Genomic DNA, 14,710 nt, shown 5'->3' with positions numbered 1-14,710 from the left:
AATGGATTGGGGATTTATCATGGGAATCGGCGCTTTCGTGATCGCATCGACGCTTCGGGCCGCCACGCCTCTCATCTTCGCTGCTTTGGGCGGCGTCTTCTCCGAACGTTCAGGGGTGTTCAATATCGGCTTGGAAGGCATCATGTTATTTTCGGCCTTCTTTGGAATGTACGGTTCGTATCTGACCAACAATCCCTGGCTGGGAGTATTATTGGGAACGCTGGTCGGCGGCTTGGTCGCGGCGGTCCATGCCTTCCTCTCCATCGAGCTGCGGGCCAACCAGACCGTGAGCGGCGTGGCCCTCAACCTGATGGCCGTGGCGGGAACCAATATGTTGCTGGTGAAGTTTTTTCACAGCGTCGGGCAGTCGCCTTCCGTGGCGAAAGTGGCTGATTGGCAAGTCCCGCTCTTAAAGGACATCCCGTTCCTCGGAGATGCGATTGGCAACCTCAACCCCCTGGTCTATCTGGCATTGGCAATGGTCGCGCTTTCGAGCTTTTTCTTATTCGGAACCACGACCGGCCTGCGGATCCGCTCGGTCGGGGAGAATCCGGAAGCCGCCGCCACGGTGGGGATCAGCATCCGCAAGATCCGCTACCTGGGGGTGATCGCCAGCGGTCTGCTGGGCGGTTTGGGAGGAGTCTTTCTCTCTTTGGGCTCGATGGATCTCTTCAAAGAGAATATGACGGCCGGCCGGGGCTTCATCGCCTTAGCGGCCATGATCTCCGGGAAATACAATCCGGTCGGCGCTTTTTTCGCTTGTTTACTGTTCGGATTCGCCGAAGCTTTGGAAGGCCAGTTCCAGTTGCTGGGGATGAATGTGCCCACTCAGTTCCTGCACATGCTGCCTTATGCTTGTACGATTATCCTGATTCTCGGAGTCGTCGGCAAGTCGGTGCCGCCTGCCGCGGACGGGATCCCCTACGAAGGAAGAAAGTAATCCGGAGAATGATCATGAAACAGGCCTTCCAAAAGGGCCTGTTTTTTGATGGCCGGACAACTGAAAAAAGGAAAGGGTCTTTCGGGATTTTAGCGAATATTTTCCGTCGGGGGAACGAGGAGGTGGCTGTCAGCCGTGATTCACTTTCAAAACCGCATCTGCACCGTCTTTCAGAGCGCGCTCTATCAGACTAACGCCACGGTGGTCCATACCGACGATCTGGTGTTGCTGGTCGACCCGGGTTGGTTGCCGGGAGAGATTGATGAAATCCGGCATTGCGTAGGCTCCCGGCGGGGCAAACCGGTTTTTCTCGCCTTTACCCATTCGGATTACGATCATATCCTGGGCTACCGGGCCTTTCCGGGTGCCCGCGCCATTGCCAGCCGGGCGTTGGCGGAACATCCGGACCCGGAGCGGATCATTGCCCAGATACGCGATTTCGACGAAGGGTATTATATCGTCCGGGATTATCCGCTGGAGTACCCCCGGATCGATCATCCCGTCGGGGATGACGGGGAAACGCTGCGGGTGGGCGGAACGACGCTCCGCTTTGACCCGGCGCCGGGACATACCGCCGATGGCCTCTTCATCCGGGTGGAACCCGGCGGCTTGTTCATCGCCGGCGATTATCTCTCGGATCTGGAGATTCCGTTTGTCGATCACAGCAGCCTCGCCTATGAACGGACCCTACAAAAAGCCGGGCGGTTCATCGGAGAAGACCGGATCCAACTGCTGATCCCCGGCCATGGCGCGGTGACCGCAGATCCGGCCGAGATGGCGCGGCGGCTGGATTCGTCGCGGCAATATCTTCGCAGGCTGAGGGAAGCGGTGCTTCGGAATGACCCTGCGCCGGAGCTGGAACGGCAGATCGCCGGTTATTCTTTTCCCAAGTTGCTATTGGAATGCCACCGGAAGAACCGGGCGCTGATCCGCCAAGAGTTGACCGGACATGAAGCGGGGAGAGTTTCGTCCCCGGCCGGCCAAGCGGATGAACCCGCGCGGTAACCGAGTGAACTTCCCCAGTAACCGGGCCAGTATGCACTGCAACCGTGCGAGGATCCTCAGGAACCGGACCAGCATGCACAGTAACTGTGCAAGGATCCCCGGTAACCGAGCGAACATGCGCGGCAACCGGGCAGAGATCCTCAGCAACTGAGCGAACCTGCACAGTAACTACGCATGGATCCTCAGGAACTGAGAGAACATCTGGGGCGGCTCAAGGCAGATCTTCAGGAGCTGAAATGGTCTTTGTAAACTGTGGAAGAGGTAGAATAACGGATGGACGGAGCGGATACCATTCCCATGGGGCGGGGTGAATAGAATGGTATGGAAGCACGGGGATCCGGAAGAGGCTTTTGCCGGTTTGTGCAGAATATTCAATAGGGTTCGGTTCGGGGAAATCACCGCTTGGGGAAGAAGGAAGCGCCACTGGACGGAATTACGGTCGGCTTGATCGCGGATACGCACGGATTATTGCGCAAAGAAGCCTTGGCGGCTTTGGCGGGCGTCGAGCGGATCCTGCATGCCGGGGATATCGGCGGGCCGGAAGTCATCGCCGGGTTGGAACGGATTGCGCCCGTGGTTGCGGTGCGCGGCAACTGCGACAGGGGAGAGTGGGCCGGGGCCTATCCCGAGACGGAAGTGGTCGCGGTCGGAGGAGTATTGATCTATCTACTCCACGATCTACACCGGTTGGATCTGGATGCCGGGGCCGCCGGGTTCCGGGCGGTGGTCAGCGGCCATTCGCACCAAGCGGCCAGCGCCGAGCGGGACGGGGTCCTTTACATCAATCCCGGCAGCGCCGGACCGCGCCGTTTTAAATTGCCGGTGAGTCTGGCGCTGCTGCGGATCGACGACGGAACGCTCCGGGTCGAATGGATCAGGCTGCCGGAACAAGTTTGAGCATAGCGGAAGCACAGCGCAGTTGCGACTGTGGCTGCGTATGCCGCACGGGTTTGATAAAGCGGCCCCACCCGGCGCAAAGTATAGAGGTCGGATCAGGAGCAACCGCCGGACGGAGAGGAACGGAATTCCGCCGCGGGATGGAGTTCAACGAAGACAGACCGGTTCAGGGGAAGAGGGAAGATGGGCCGAACCGGAAAATGGTCTGCGGATCGTAGAGGAGGCAATCATGAAGATCGTTTTGACCGGCGGGGGGACCGCCGGACATGTCACGCCCAATATTGCGCTCGTGCCAAAGCTGCGGGAGCTCGGTTACGAGATCGTTTATATCGGAACTGCCGACGGAATGGAACGGCAACTGATCGAGCGGGAGGGACTCCCGTATTACCCGATTCACGCCGGCAAATTACGGCGTTATTTGGATCTGAAGAATCTGACCGACACGGGCCGGATCGCCCGGGGGTTTCTGGAGGCCGTGGCGCTCCTGGGCAAGCTGAAGCCGGCGGTGGTCTTCAGCAAGGGCGGCTTTGTTTCGTGTCCGGTGGTTTGGGCCGCTTGGCTGCACCGGGTGCCGGTGATCATCCATGAGTCGGATCTCACCCCAGGATTGGCCAATCGGTTATCATTGCCTTTTGCCAGGACGGTCTGTTATACTTTCCCGGAGACGGCCCGCTATATCCGGAGCGACGCCAAAACCCTGACCGGGATTCCGGTCCGTGCGACGCTCTTTCGAGGCAACGCGGCCGTCGGCCGGAGCCTGTGCGGCTTCGGAAGCGACCGTCCGGTACTGGCGATCATCGGCGGCAGTCAAGGGTCGGGGGTTTTAAATACCACCATCCGGGGCACGCTGCCGGAGTTGTTACAGGAGTTCCAAGTCTGTCATATCTGCGGGCCTGGCAACATCGATCCCGCTTTGAACGCTCGTTCCGGCTATCAACAATTCGAATATGTCAATGAAGAGCTACCTCACTTATTCGCCATGGCCGATCTGGTGGTCTCGCGGGCCGGGGCCACGACCATCTTTGAGCTGTTGGCCCTGAAAAAACCGAATTTATTGATTCCCCTCTCCAAACAGTCCAGCCGGGGCGATCAGATCCTGAACGCCCGTTCCTTTGAGAAACAGGGTTTCAGCAAAGTTTTGATGGAAGAAGAGCTGACGGCCGCCAGTTTCCTGACAGCTCTCAGACAGCTCTACCGGGAGCGGGAAGCGTACCGGGCCCGGATGGCCCAGTCCAAGCTAGCCGGGGGGATCGACGCCATCGTGACGCTCATTCAACAAAATAGCCGGCGCTAAGGAGCCGCGCCGGACACCCCGCCTTAATCGCCCTGGACTGACCAGCCATGCCGCTTCAGATCGACCCGGCCGTCGGAGGTGAAAGTTACTCCCTCCGCGGCGAGCCGCAGCCTTTGTTCGAGTTCGCAGCCGGGGGCCAGCCCGCCGTGGCGGTTGACCACCCGGTGCCAAGGCAATCCTTCCGGCCCGACCCGCATCGCCCAGCCGACCACCCGGGCGGAGTGAGGCCGGCCTATCCATGCCGCGATCTGGCCATAGGTGACCGCCTTGCCGGCGGGAACCCGTTGGACCACTTCATAGACTTCTTGAAAAAAACCCTGCAAAAATTTCATCCGTCCTTCCCGTGGCGCTCCATTACATATTCTGGCGGACGGTCCAAAATCCTGCCGTCAACTTGGCGAGAATTGGCCAGGCCTCCCGTTTTACAACGAAACATCCAGGGCATTCAGCACTTTATTGATGCGTTTCGCCCAGGCCCGCTCCGCAGTAGGATCGGGATCGGATTCGCCGGCCACATGCAAACCTACGGCAGCTCCGGAAGACGGCTCCAGCCAGATCGCGCCGGAATCGCCCGGCAGGCTGATCTCCCCATCGGGGGCGGGATGACTGGGATCGGGAATAATCGTGAATCCGTCCGCATTGACGCCGTCGATAATCCCATAGGTTACGCCGGTGGTCCGGCCCGATTTGGCGACCGCCATGCCCACCAGGGGTTCTTTACAATAGCGGGGGAATTGGGGGATTCCCAGGATCGCCCGGCTGACGGAGCGGGAGTGGTTGAACCGGAAGATGGCGCAGTCCAGCTCCTTATTCCAGCGCAGCAGGTTGCCGACGGTGGCCGAGGAATCGGACTCGGCCGGCTGTACGATTTCGTCGCCGGTTTGGCCTGTTTCGCCGACCAGCACGTGATGGGCGGAGATCCCCATGGGCGTGGGCGTCGACCGGTCGAAGACCACGGTACCGAGGGTTCCCAAGCCCTTCAGCCGAGGATTGGCGACCGCCACGCCGCCCGGTATCGGATCAAAACGTCGGTCGCGCTCGGCCGCGGCCCGCTGGAGCACCGGGTTGCTCTGCAGGACATCCACGCTGAAACCAGCGATCTTCCGGGGGAGGATTTGGAATGGCAGTAATTCGGCGATCGCTAATTTGCGCCGGACATGAATCCGGATGGCCAGTTCGGGAAGGGGCTTGCCGGACTGAAACCTGTAACCGATGTCGAGATAGGTGAGATTTTCAAAAAACGCGGTCAGCGTCCGCTGATGCTCTTCCAGGATGCTTAAAAGCAAAGCCTGCTCCCATTCGAAAAACAGCCGCACCTGTTTCACTCCATTGCGATAGATTGCAACAACGGGCGGGAGGCTGCCTGGCGAAGGGGAATCATGTTGCGCCGGAGCGCTCCCGGAATGATGTCGTTGCCTGCTTATAGCATATCGGAGAAGCAGTGCGGTTGTGCCAAACTCCCGGATGAATTGTTGAACGGGATGGGAGGGTGTTTCAAAAGCCATGTGATAAAGTCTTTCGAAACGGAAGTCAGCTTGCGAAAAGAATTAAAACGACTTTATCACTTGCTTTTCTGAGCTTTTGTGTTCACCCTGACCTTCGGGCAGGGTTTATCACAACGCTTTTAAACGGAGCCGGTTATCGCTCCGTGATAATGCACGGTCCTAAGATATCCGGGCCGGTATGGGTCCCGAGGACCGGGGAGAGTTTGACCAGCGGCACGGGAATTCCGGTAATGCGCTCAAGTTCCCGGGCGTATTCGGTCGCCTCTTCGAGGTTGTCCCCGTAATGCAAACCCGCTTGGACGATGCCGTTTTTATCGACTTCTTCCTTGACCCGATCCAGGGTGCGATTTTTGGCGGCTTTCAGGGTCCGGACTTTTTCGAGCGGGACCATGAGTCCGCTGGAGTCGAACCAAATAATCGGTTTGATCTGAATGAGCGAGCCGATCAGGGCCTGGGCTCCGTTTAAACGCCCGCCTTCGTATAAGTAGCGCAGGGATTCCACTACGAAATAGATCTTGGAGCGGCGCCGCATCTCTGCCAAGGCTTGAACGATCTCCGTCCGGCTGGCGCCGGCATCGGCCATCTGCCGGGCCTTGATGGCCTGACTCGCCTGGCCGTAGCCGCTTTCCCGGGAATCAATGATCGAGATTTTATCGGTCTCCAGCATCTGCTTGGCCAGATTGGCGGAGTTGATGGTGCCCGAAATACCCGACGAAAGCAGCACACAGATGATCTCGTCCCCAGCCTCGATCATCGGCCGAAAGACCTCCAAGAAGGCGTGCGGATCAGGCTGGGAAGTCGAAAAATGAGCGCCCGCCCGTTGCGCTTTATAAAATTCGTCATAGGAGATCTCGAACAATTCCCGTTTACTATCCTCGTCCCGGCGAATGTAAAGCGGGATCGCAGTAATCCGGAACCGCCGGTACTCTTCAAAAGTGAGGGAAGAAGTGGTATCGGTGACAATTTGGATCATCAGAGGGACCTCCGTTTTTCTAATATCCCTTACGAGAGGACATTTCCGAATAAAAATATTCCTGCCGCCCGGTCATAAATCCTGCCGTTGCTTAAAAATCCATCCGGGCATTCTTCAGAAATCAAGGATTCCGCCAGTCAGGGAGGCCCTTGGGAATGACAAGTAAAAGACTGGATTCCATCCAGTCTTCATCGCCCATCGCTAGTAATGTTCGCCGCGTTTTCGCATATCCACCCGGGAATAGCTGATCAAATTCCCCCCCGGATCGACGTTGACTTCATATAACCCGACCGAATCCATGGTATTGGGGATCCCTTCCCTCTCGATTAACTCGATTTTGAGAAGATAGTTGCTCTCCTCGGGAATCGCTCCGACGACTCCTAATAACTTGAGCCCGGTGAGTTGGATAATGTTTTCAGTTCCTTTGGCGATGATCGCCTCCAATGAGGTTCGTGATTTCGGGGCGATTTGGTCGGTGTAACTATTCATTCGGTTTCCCTTCTTTCGATATGGGTTTGGAAAAGTTGACAATTTTCCGAACGGTCATGGCATGCTCGCGGGTGGCTTTGATCCTGGCCTTCATTGCTTCGATCCGCGCCATGATCGTCTCAACGTTGCGGTGGAGCTCTTCAACCTTACTTTGAATGATCGCTTGATTCTTTTTTTGAATCGCTTCGATTCGCGCGGCTGCACTTCCCGGCGTCGAGCCGTTATCCCGGTGGATCTGACCGAGATGGGTCAGAGGCTTATTTCGATGCGCGGAATGGTGTACCAACCGGCTCAACTGATTTTTCACCGAATTACCCTCCTTTTTCACTGACTATTCTCTCCGAATGGTCGATTTTTTCGATGGATTGGTTCGCAGCATCCCAATCATTCATCATTCCGTATTTTAGCATGGTCTCAATACTGGCCAATCCTAGCCGCAAGTTCAATCCGATTAGGGGAACGCCGGCAACGCTGATGATCACATCGGCGGCGACGATGACGCCTTTGTCGAGAGCCCGATCGAGTAATTCAACTAGGGCAGAGTATTTACGAACCGGTCTCATCCGTCTCCCTCACCATCGGTTAATCAAAATTTTCGACAAAACTATACGGTGGCCATGGTCCCGTGAATTCGACCGTTACATCATAACGGTTTTGAAAATCTTCCAAAACCGTGCCGATTTTTTCCACGTTCGTTGTCACGGTCAATACGGTTAAACTGGCGATTAAGTCTGTGAGTTGATTGTCGCTCGGTTTGGTGATGACGTTTTCTTCTTTGAATTCCACCACGATCGGAGTCAATAACTCTTTGAGCTGATTGCCGATTTCACCGCGAATTTCGTCCACCGTATCTCGGATTAAGTGGCTCAATTGATTGCGAATCAAATAGGCGGTTCCCTTGCTCATGGCGGTTATCTTTTGTTCCAGTTCGTTGATTTTGGGCTCCTTTTCATGGGCTAATGCAATGAGTTTCTCGGGCGATGAAAAGAGCTTGATCCCATATTCGGTTTTCCCGGACAGACGCTGCAATTGGGCGACGATCGGTTCGTAGCGCTCGATGAGCCAATCGCGGACCACCTGATCGGGATCGCCGGATTCAGTTCCGTCAATAATCACATCAAAGCCGACCGGGAGGACCGATTGATACAGGCTGCTGGCCTGATCCAGAACTTCTTGATGGCGTTGGATCCATTCCAGAGCGGTTTCGCGGTTTTCCGATTGATAAGGTTGCGGCTCGCAACGGTGGACAATCGCTACAATATCCCGGTAGCCGATGCCATAAACCGGAGCGTCTCCCAATCCTTTTATCTGCATCCGGGTCCGATCGCCCCAGCCGATTCCATAAATATAACGGCCGGCCAAGGCCGGTGGCGCGGGGGAATCTGGTTGGGCAATGGCGGATAGCCCGGTAACGGCTCCGGATTCAAGAAGAGCGGAGCTGTTTTGTTCCGTTTCGCTGGGGCCCGAAGTGTCCGGCTGGATTTCAAAATTTTGCGGTGGCGTGCCAACCGGAACAGCGGCTTCATTCCGGAAAGGAACGGCTTGCGCAATGGGTGCCATGGTTTTTGCTTGGCCGGTTGGTTCGGGTTTATTCGTTAAACTGGGTTGAGTTGCCGGGCTATCCGGAATCAAGTTATCCTGTCCGGGATGGACTGATGGCTGAAGCTGTGGCGCCGCTTTCTCAGGAAGAACGATCGTTTCGCAATTGCCGGCACATTCAGAACAAGAACCCGGTACGTTTTGAGGGACTGAACCGGCTGCAAAGATTATTTCTGCATCCCGCGGTACAACATTGGCAACGGCCTTGCCAGCTTGTTTCGAGGCGCTGTTCCATAAGAGAATCAATGATTCTAGGATCTCCGAATCGCCGGTGTCCGGGGCAACCGCGATCTTTTGGCGGAACCGTTCGACATTTTGGAGGTTGATCTCCATTCCCAGGCTACTCATTAACAGGATCAAATAGGTTAAAGCTTTAACCTCCACCAAGCTTCCTCCTTATATCGGATTGTTGGTATCGATGGGGATAACGATGGTATCGAGTATTTGGTCGATTACGTCATCCAGCTGGTTACGGATGTCGGAGACCGACTGCTCCAGGCCCTGTTCCTGTTTAATCCGTTCGATCGTCTCCTCGATATCCATAATTCCTTGGCCCAACCGTTCGATACTCTCATCGGATAGACGACCGCCGGTAATCCGCTTGATGGCTTGCGCCTTTAGCACCTCGGAAATGATCTCGACCAAAGCGATTACCAGTCCGAGCAGGCCTTGTTTCAAGTTATCGGCATCTACCTCTACCGGCATCGGGACCCTCCTTCCAAACCGCTATTCATCGATGGTCGTCAATTGCTTTTGCCAACCGCACCAGGGACAACCGGAGTTCAATAGATCATCCCGGAGTAAACGCTTGTTGCAGCTGGGGCAGGATTCGATCTCATTGTCAATTTGCTTCCACGAGTTGGTGTTAAAGTTGGTTCCTGAGGGAAATTCCAGACCATAACGGGCGGCGGTCTCGAATGAAGCGACTGCCGCGCGGATTTTCACGCCCAACAATTCAACTCCGGCAATGGAAACGGTAATATCGGCGTTGATTACCAGGCCTTTGTCGAGAATGCGGTCCACCAGGTCCGCCAGGGTAATGCTTCCGGTCTTAGTCGGCTGCATCGGCATTGTTATCACCTTCTTCGTCTGTCAGTAAATTGAGTCGGTCCCATATCTCTTGGGACTTCTGATCGTATTCTTCCTGCGAAATCATGTTCCGTTCATAGCTGATGCGCAGTTGCAATAATTCCGCGCGCAACATGTCGGGATCATACATTTCGGCATAGGCTCTTTTCTCGATCTGTTGGATTGCCCAGATGGTGCCATTGACCGGAGCAGTGAAAGGGAAGAAAAGGATATCCAATAAGTTCATGACCTCATCCCCAGTGCAGTTTTAGCTTCACAAAATTGTAGGGAGGGAGATTGGTAGTATAGTGGAACTCGATTTTGCTGGCGAGTTTTTTTTCGGCGATATCGACAACTTTCTCTTTCAAGCGCTGATCCTGTTCGGGCGTTACCAAAAACGACCCGTTATAGACCATTTCAACCCCCATGGCTTCACCGACGATACTGTCCGTTGTCAAACGGGCCAATTCGGGATGAAATTGTTCTTCAAATTTAGAACGCCACTCATTGGCAATGGATTCGATTCTTTGACCGAGCTCAATGGCGGTTCTGGAATCCTGTTGCGCCTGTTCAACCAGGGTGGAATAATCTTTGGATTGTTGCAATTCTTCGAGAATAACCTCTTTGCGCCAATATGCCTTGACCCCGACTTCGTATTTTCCTTTTAAGCGGTTCAATTCTTTCCGAATCACAAATTCATGGCTGGCGACCATTCTCTTTAAATCGGCCAATGACTCCGCCACAGTTCCAAAACGGATCGGCAACACCGGTGACTTTGCCATCACGTTTTCCAGCACTCGTACGTGTTGCACGGCGTCTTCGATGCTGACATCCTCAAAATCAGGGGATAAGTGGGTGATGATAAGGCCTACACCCCCTGCGGGTACTAAATGGACCTTTTGAGGAGGGGTGCCAATACCGGGGCAGTCAACCTCGCCGACTTGCATGGCAGTGATTCCATAAAGATATGCGCCTTGTTTTTTGCCCATCGTTTCCCTTCTTTCTTTCCACTTCACCGGTTTCCGAACGGTCTATCGCTCGCTCCCATCAAGCCTGGAGCCAGCTCTCCCGGATTTGCTCCAATGTGACTAAATCCTCGCCAAAAATATCGCGACAACATTTATAGAAAAAGAGCGGGTTGTTTTCGTGCAACGAAACATTGGCATAGATTTTCCCGATCATAATGGAACTCCGTACCGAAGAATGCTTGAGTTGAATTTGTTGCTTGATTCTTCTCACGAAACGGACGATCTTCAGTGCCTGGTCGGCATGGATCCCCGCTTGCTTCGCAGCGATTGCCGCTTCGGTCTCTTCATCGAATTGTGAGAGTTGAATGGTGATGATGCGGTCGGATAAGGCGTCCTGGGTTTTGTTTACTCCGACATATTCCTGGGGATTACTGGTGAGAATCAGCGAAAAGTTGGGGTGAACCGACTCTAAGGTCATACGTCCGCTCCGGTCCGATGTCAAAAATAGGTGCTCGGAGAGGATGCCTAGCAAGAGGTTATTGGTTTCGGGGCGGGCCCGGGTAAATTCGTCATAGATTAGGGTACCGCCTTCGCGGCAGGCGATGGCTACCGGATTATCGACCCAGATGGGGGTCAGGCGGCGTTCAAATTTGCTCACGGAGGCAATGAAATTGTCCTCGATTACTTTTTGAGAATATCCAAAAAGACCGCCGATTAAGTCCTGACGGTTGAAGGAATCATCCCCTTGGATTAGATAATAGGGCTGGCCCCAAATTTTGGCCAATTTAATCGCCAAGGTCGTTTTGCCGGTTCCGGCGGGTCCGGTCAAATGAACGGGGAAGCCTACCTTTAGATATGCTTTGCAGCGTTCGAGGATGTCTTGAATCGCAGGCGTCGTGATCGTGTTTTTTTCGATCTGGTCCATGGCCATGTTTCACCAACTCTTTCGTTGTGATATATGCCGCGCTGAGCTTCGGGAATCAGGGCATTTGCGACATATTCTTCTAGAAAATACTGTGCTTAAAGCGCTCTTCATCCGGTTGCGGGATGAATTGGTCAAAATAGAAGATGGGGGGATGGGTTTACCATCCCCCTTAGGATAAAGAAGGGCTAAGCAACTTCATTTTCACGATGGTGGGCGAGAAGGCCGACCGCCCTCGCGTAACACAACCAGGTTTCGACAGAAGCAATGACCACCCTGGCTTCAATTGCCAACAACTCAATACCTACCAACGATACGATCGCATACAGGTCGATTACGATACCTTTATCTAAAATCCGATCAAGCACTTCAACCAAGCTAGAAGCGCCGACGCTTGTTTTTACTGCCATCTGGTAATCCCCCCTTTCTCCTAGAATCGTTATATACTATGCGTGCCTGTTTTGATTTGAAACTATACTTTTCAATAAATTTTCGAATCAAACCAGGGACAAAAATGTCAAAGTACGCTAAAAACCTTATCGAGAGGGAGAATAGTTTTTAAATAGGATTTTAGAAATATTCTCTATATCACATAAGGTTTTTAGTATTTGTGTTTTTTGATCCAAAATTCTAACTCAGTTTCAGCAAAGAGCATTTTATGAATAAGTCATCCAATGCCGATTTGCATGATATAGTAGCAGATGAGGTACGAAAAGGCATGAATTTTTAGTGGGAAAATATTCGAGGGCATTTTTAGGTGGATGGAAAAAAAGGAGTTTCAGTTCGAAGATGGATAAATTGAGTGAAACCGATAATGATTGAGTTTCGTGGATGGGCAAAAGGTAGGATTGATAGCCATTCGTTCGTGTCGTTTTCGTAACCCACATTATCTTATGACCGGATCGGGTGGTTTGGTAATTCCGAGAATTGCATAATTAACGCCAAAGGATATTCGAGATTAGGTTAAAGTGAGCAGTATACCGGAGAATCAATCGAAAAGGGACTGGGAGCAGAAACTGTGTCAATGAGCCCTATAAATTAAAATCCCCACTCCGGAATATTGGAGCGGGGAGGCTGGGAAAATAGAAATGAAAAAGGATAAATTTAGGACTCTTCACCGGGTTCAATGTCACTTTGTTCTTGGACGACTTCTACATGAATGGCTTCATCGACGGCGGGAACATCTTCAATTTCGACATGATCGCAGGATACTTCTTCAATTTTTTCAATATCGGACATCAAAACAACCTCCTTTCTTTCATAATTGAGAGCAATTCTCTGAATTGATCTCATTGCTGATACCGGTCATCGATTTATTTCAGGTTTAGTAGGTGGAAATATATGTTGAGTGTATTTCAGCCATCGATGAAAAAATACGCGGTTATTGGCCTTTTCCCAGCCTTACTCGGGGAACGAATAGTCGAAACCTCGCTCGTTTGTCAATCTGAGAGAATTGAAACATTTTTAAAATCATCTTTTGTCTATAAAATAACCGTATCTACGAATCAGCGAACGGCAATGACTTTGGGTTAAGCGCTTATGTATTATAAGATATGGTGGTCATGGGTCGTCCCATTCCTTTTCCAAGCCATATTTCGTATAAATATTTTTTAACTCTGAGGATAGGATGCAATTTACCGATATTGTAACGTTCGTCCATCGGATTATCTCATCCCATGCTGGAACAAGAGAGGAATAGGAATAATTATCCTTTGCGGACAACATAATAGTAATGGCTGGGAAGTAAGGAGGAATTTTGAAACGGTTCGTCAATATTCTGCTGCCGGCAATCACCATGGCGGCTTTGACAGCCTGTGTCTGCGCGCCTGTTTTTTCCGTCCCGGACCCATTGGGCGGGATCGAGCAGGCAATAGGGCAGGGGAATGCGAGTGCCGGTTTTCAAGTGAGCGAATTATTCCAATGGCCCATTCGCGATCAAACCTATCCTATGGATAACCGGAGGCTTTTCGGCAGTTATTCTCTTTTCAAAAGCGAGTCATTCGAAATGAACTTGCGGCGGGAAAACTCCCAGTCCTATTTCGGGGTCGCCCCGAGGGCTCCATGGTACTACGCTGATGCGTCTTTAAGCCTGGGAGGAACTTTGCGGTTCACCGATCAGATCATCCTGGATTTTTCGATAGATCGCAGCTTTCCTGATAAAGATCAGTTTCCGAAGATCTTGGGAAAGAAAATCCCTAAAATGTTTCAAGTCTATAAAGGAAGCATCACCTGTCAGTTTAATGAACATTGGGGAGCCTACCTGGGCTACCGTTCGCCGGCGGAAAAGCGGAATCCCACGATTCAATATGCGAACCGGGGAATGGCCTTACGGTTTTATTATAATTATTAATACCGCCAACCGGAGATTTCCCGCTGGAAAAAGGAGATCTATGGTAGAATAAGAGTGATTGAAACAGCGTGGGAGGGATCATCGTGCATTTCCGATTGGATCACAGCAACATTAATGTTTTGGATCTTGATAAGAGCCTCGCTTTTTATCGGGAAGCCCTGGGCCTGGTCGAGACGAGGCGGCATGTGGCGGCTGATGGCAGTTTCATCCTGGTGTTCCTGGGCGATGAGCTGACGCCGCACCGGATCGAACTGACGTGGCTGCGCGACCGGCAAGAACCGTATCAGCTGGGCGACAATGAGTCGCATCTTGCATTTAAAACCGACGACTTGGAAGCCGCGCATCAACTCCATCAAAAAATGGACTGCATCTGTTATGAGAATCCGGCCATGGGGATCTATTTCATCAGCGATCCTGACGGTTATTGGCTGGAGATTATCCCGGAACAAAAATGACGAAGATTCAGTCAGTATTCGGACCCGCTGCGGGTTGAGCCAAAAAAGATTGCAGAACGGAGCCATCACGCTCAAGGCGTGGTGGCTCCCGCTATTTCCGGCGGAGACTGAGATTCGAATCGATCCAAAGGTAAAAGCCCGGCCTTATCGGAGGCCACTGAAAAAGTCCATTAAATAAAAGAGCAGAAAAAAAGCCTTGGAAATACTATTCAACCGCAGTAATTTCAAGGCTTTTATGATATAAT

20 protein-coding genes are annotated in these 14,710 nt (G+C 52.7%); 6 read left to right on the top strand and 14 right to left on the bottom strand.

Annotated elements, in window-relative coordinates; all coding sequences use genetic code 11:
- Nucleotide 1 precedes the first annotated feature (1 nt).
- From EDC14_RS24090 to EDC14_RS24075, 4 genes are all read left to right on the top strand, one after another.
- Nucleotides 2–940 (top strand): ABC transporter permease, encoded by a 939-nt coding sequence (locus tag EDC14_RS24090; RefSeq protein ID WP_132017259.1) that lies wholly within the window; start codon nucleotides 2–4, stop codon nucleotides 938–940.
- Between the two features lie 135 nt (nucleotides 941–1,075).
- Nucleotides 1,076–1,945, top strand: coding sequence for an MBL fold metallo-hydrolase (locus tag EDC14_RS24085; RefSeq protein ID WP_243663102.1), 870 nt, complete (start codon nucleotides 1,076–1,078; stop codon nucleotides 1,943–1,945).
- 432 nt (nucleotides 1,946–2,377) lie between these two features.
- Complete coding sequence (locus tag EDC14_RS24080) at nucleotides 2,378–2,842, top strand: metallophosphoesterase family protein (RefSeq protein ID WP_132017298.1); 465 nt, start codon at nucleotides 2,378–2,380, stop codon at nucleotides 2,840–2,842.
- Between the two features lie 226 nt (nucleotides 2,843–3,068).
- The gene (locus EDC14_RS24075; protein ID WP_132017296.1) at nucleotides 3,069–4,136 is read left to right on the top strand and encodes an undecaprenyldiphospho-muramoylpentapeptide beta-N-acetylglucosaminyltransferase; all 1,068 of its coding nucleotides are present in this window, start codon (nucleotides 3,069–3,071) and stop codon (nucleotides 4,134–4,136) included.
- A gap of 23 nt (nucleotides 4,137–4,159) precedes the next feature.
- Here EDC14_RS24075 and EDC14_RS24070 read toward each other — a convergent pair whose 3' ends face one another.
- The 14 genes from EDC14_RS24070 to EDC14_RS27615 form a co-directional block, all read right to left on the bottom strand.
- Complete coding sequence (locus tag EDC14_RS24070) at nucleotides 4,160–4,468, bottom strand: MGMT family protein (RefSeq protein ID WP_132017257.1); 309 nt, start codon at nucleotides 4,466–4,468, stop codon at nucleotides 4,160–4,162.
- A 90-nt stretch (nucleotides 4,469–4,558) separates the two neighbouring features.
- Nucleotides 4,559–5,452: a chymotrypsin family serine protease gene (locus EDC14_RS24065; RefSeq protein ID WP_132017255.1), complete on the bottom strand. Its 894-nt coding sequence runs from the start codon at nucleotides 5,450–5,452 to the stop codon at nucleotides 4,559–4,561.
- A gap of 322 nt (nucleotides 5,453–5,774) precedes the next feature.
- On the bottom strand, nucleotides 5,775–6,614 hold the full coding sequence (locus EDC14_RS24060) for a DegV family protein (protein WP_132017253.1): 840 nt from the start codon (nucleotides 6,612–6,614) through the stop codon (nucleotides 5,775–5,777).
- A gap of 201 nt (nucleotides 6,615–6,815) precedes the next feature.
- Complete coding sequence (gvpO, locus tag EDC14_RS24055; RefSeq protein ID WP_132017251.1) at nucleotides 6,816–7,103, bottom strand: gas vesicle protein GvpO; 288 nt, start codon at nucleotides 7,101–7,103, stop codon at nucleotides 6,816–6,818.
- Nucleotides 7,096–7,410 (bottom strand): hypothetical protein, encoded by a 315-nt coding sequence (locus tag EDC14_RS24050; RefSeq protein WP_132017249.1) that lies wholly within the window; start codon nucleotides 7,408–7,410, stop codon nucleotides 7,096–7,098. The genes gvpO and EDC14_RS24050 overlap by 8 nt, the downstream gene beginning before the upstream one ends.
- Before the next feature lie 4 nt (nucleotides 7,411–7,414).
- Nucleotides 7,415–7,666, bottom strand: a complete 252-nt coding sequence (locus EDC14_RS24045; RefSeq protein WP_132017247.1) for a gas vesicle protein — start codon at nucleotides 7,664–7,666, stop codon at nucleotides 7,415–7,417.
- Nucleotides 7,667–7,685: 19 nt separating this feature from the next.
- A complete protein-coding gene (locus tag EDC14_RS24040; protein WP_165908283.1) occupies nucleotides 7,686–8,948 on the bottom strand; it encodes a GvpL/GvpF family gas vesicle protein in 1,263 nt (420 codons plus the stop codon).
- 150 nt (nucleotides 8,949–9,098) lie between these two features.
- On the bottom strand, nucleotides 9,099–9,407 hold the full coding sequence (locus EDC14_RS24035) for a gas vesicle protein K (protein WP_132017243.1): 309 nt from the start codon (nucleotides 9,405–9,407) through the stop codon (nucleotides 9,099–9,101).
- Between the two features lie 21 nt (nucleotides 9,408–9,428).
- Entirely contained in the window at nucleotides 9,429–9,773 is a 345-nt protein-coding gene (locus EDC14_RS24030; protein ID WP_243663101.1) for a gas vesicle protein, read from the bottom strand.
- The gene (locus EDC14_RS24025; protein WP_132017241.1) at nucleotides 9,754–10,017 is read right to left on the bottom strand and encodes a gas vesicle protein GvpG; all 264 of its coding nucleotides are present in this window, start codon (nucleotides 10,015–10,017) and stop codon (nucleotides 9,754–9,756) included. Before EDC14_RS24025 ends, EDC14_RS24030 begins: the two co-directional genes overlap by 20 nt.
- A 4-nt stretch (nucleotides 10,018–10,021) precedes the next feature.
- Nucleotides 10,022–10,759, bottom strand: a complete 738-nt coding sequence (locus EDC14_RS24020; RefSeq protein ID WP_132017239.1) for a GvpL/GvpF family gas vesicle protein — start codon at nucleotides 10,757–10,759, stop codon at nucleotides 10,022–10,024.
- Nucleotides 10,760–10,817: 58 nt separating this feature from the next.
- Nucleotides 10,818–11,663, bottom strand: coding sequence for an AAA family ATPase (locus tag EDC14_RS24015; RefSeq protein ID WP_207930782.1), 846 nt, complete (start codon nucleotides 11,661–11,663; stop codon nucleotides 10,818–10,820).
- Nucleotides 11,664–11,848: 185 nt separating this feature from the next.
- The gene (gvpJ, locus tag EDC14_RS24010; RefSeq protein WP_132017235.1) at nucleotides 11,849–12,070 is read right to left on the bottom strand and encodes a gas vesicle protein GvpJ; all 222 of its coding nucleotides are present in this window, start codon (nucleotides 12,068–12,070) and stop codon (nucleotides 11,849–11,851) included.
- 694 nt (nucleotides 12,071–12,764) lie between these two features.
- Nucleotides 12,765–12,899, bottom strand: a complete 135-nt coding sequence (locus EDC14_RS27615; protein ID WP_279388794.1) for a hypothetical protein — start codon at nucleotides 12,897–12,899, stop codon at nucleotides 12,765–12,767.
- Between the two features lie 517 nt (nucleotides 12,900–13,416).
- Here EDC14_RS27615 and EDC14_RS24005 point away from each other — a divergent pair.
- Entirely contained in the window at nucleotides 13,417–14,010 is a 594-nt protein-coding gene (locus EDC14_RS24005; protein ID WP_132017233.1) for a hypothetical protein, read from the top strand.
- An 83-nt stretch (nucleotides 14,011–14,093) separates the two neighbouring features.
- Nucleotides 14,094–14,465: a VOC family protein gene (locus tag EDC14_RS24000; RefSeq protein ID WP_132017231.1), complete on the top strand. Its 372-nt coding sequence runs from the start codon at nucleotides 14,094–14,096 to the stop codon at nucleotides 14,463–14,465.
- Nucleotides 14,466–14,710 lie beyond the last annotated feature (245 nt).

The organism is Hydrogenispora ethanolica (assembly GCF_004340685.1).
Lineage (GTDB): Bacteria > Bacillota > UBA4882 > UBA8346 > UBA8346 > Hydrogenispora > Hydrogenispora ethanolica.
Note: the sequence above shows the minus strand (reverse complement) of the source record. Positions and strands in the feature narration are given on the sequence as shown.

Bases quoted from the DNA above. Each gene is read 5' to 3' on its own strand.
- EDC14_RS24090 (WP_132017259.1), top strand. From the start codon at position 2: ATGGATTGGGGATTTATCATGGGAATCGGCGCTTTCGTGATCGCATCG.
- EDC14_RS24070 (WP_132017257.1), bottom strand. From the start codon at position 4,468: ATGAAATTTTTGCAGGGTTTTTTTCAAGAAGTCTATGAAGTGGTCCAA.
- EDC14_RS24060 (WP_132017253.1), bottom strand. From the start codon at position 6,614: ATGATCCAAATTGTCACCGATACCACTTCTTCCCTCACTTTTGAAGAG.
- gvpO (WP_132017251.1), bottom strand. From the start codon at position 7,103: ATGAATAGTTACACCGACCAAATCGCCCCGAAATCACGAACCTCATTG.
- EDC14_RS24045 (WP_132017247.1), bottom strand. From the start codon at position 7,666: ATGAGACCGGTTCGTAAATACTCTGCCCTAGTTGAATTACTCGATCGG.
- EDC14_RS24035 (WP_132017243.1), bottom strand. From the start codon at position 9,407: ATGCCGGTAGAGGTAGATGCCGATAACTTGAAACAAGGCCTGCTCGGA.
- EDC14_RS24030 (WP_243663101.1), bottom strand. From the start codon at position 9,773: ATGCCGATGCAGCCGACTAAGACCGGAAGCATTACCCTGGCGGACCTG.
- EDC14_RS24025 (WP_132017241.1), bottom strand. From the start codon at position 10,017: ATGAACTTATTGGATATCCTTTTCTTCCCTTTCACTGCTCCGGTCAAT.
- EDC14_RS24020 (WP_132017239.1), bottom strand. From the start codon at position 10,759: ATGGGCAAAAAACAAGGCGCATATCTTTATGGAATCACTGCCATGCAA.
- EDC14_RS24015 (WP_207930782.1), bottom strand. From the start codon at position 11,663: ATGGACCAGATCGAAAAAAACACGATCACGACGCCTGCGATTCAAGAC.
- gvpJ (WP_132017235.1), bottom strand. From the start codon at position 12,070: ATGGCAGTAAAAACAAGCGTCGGCGCTTCTAGCTTGGTTGAAGTGCTT.
- EDC14_RS27615 (WP_279388794.1), bottom strand. From the start codon at position 12,899: ATGTCCGATATTGAAAAAATTGAAGAAGTATCCTGCGATCATGTCGAA.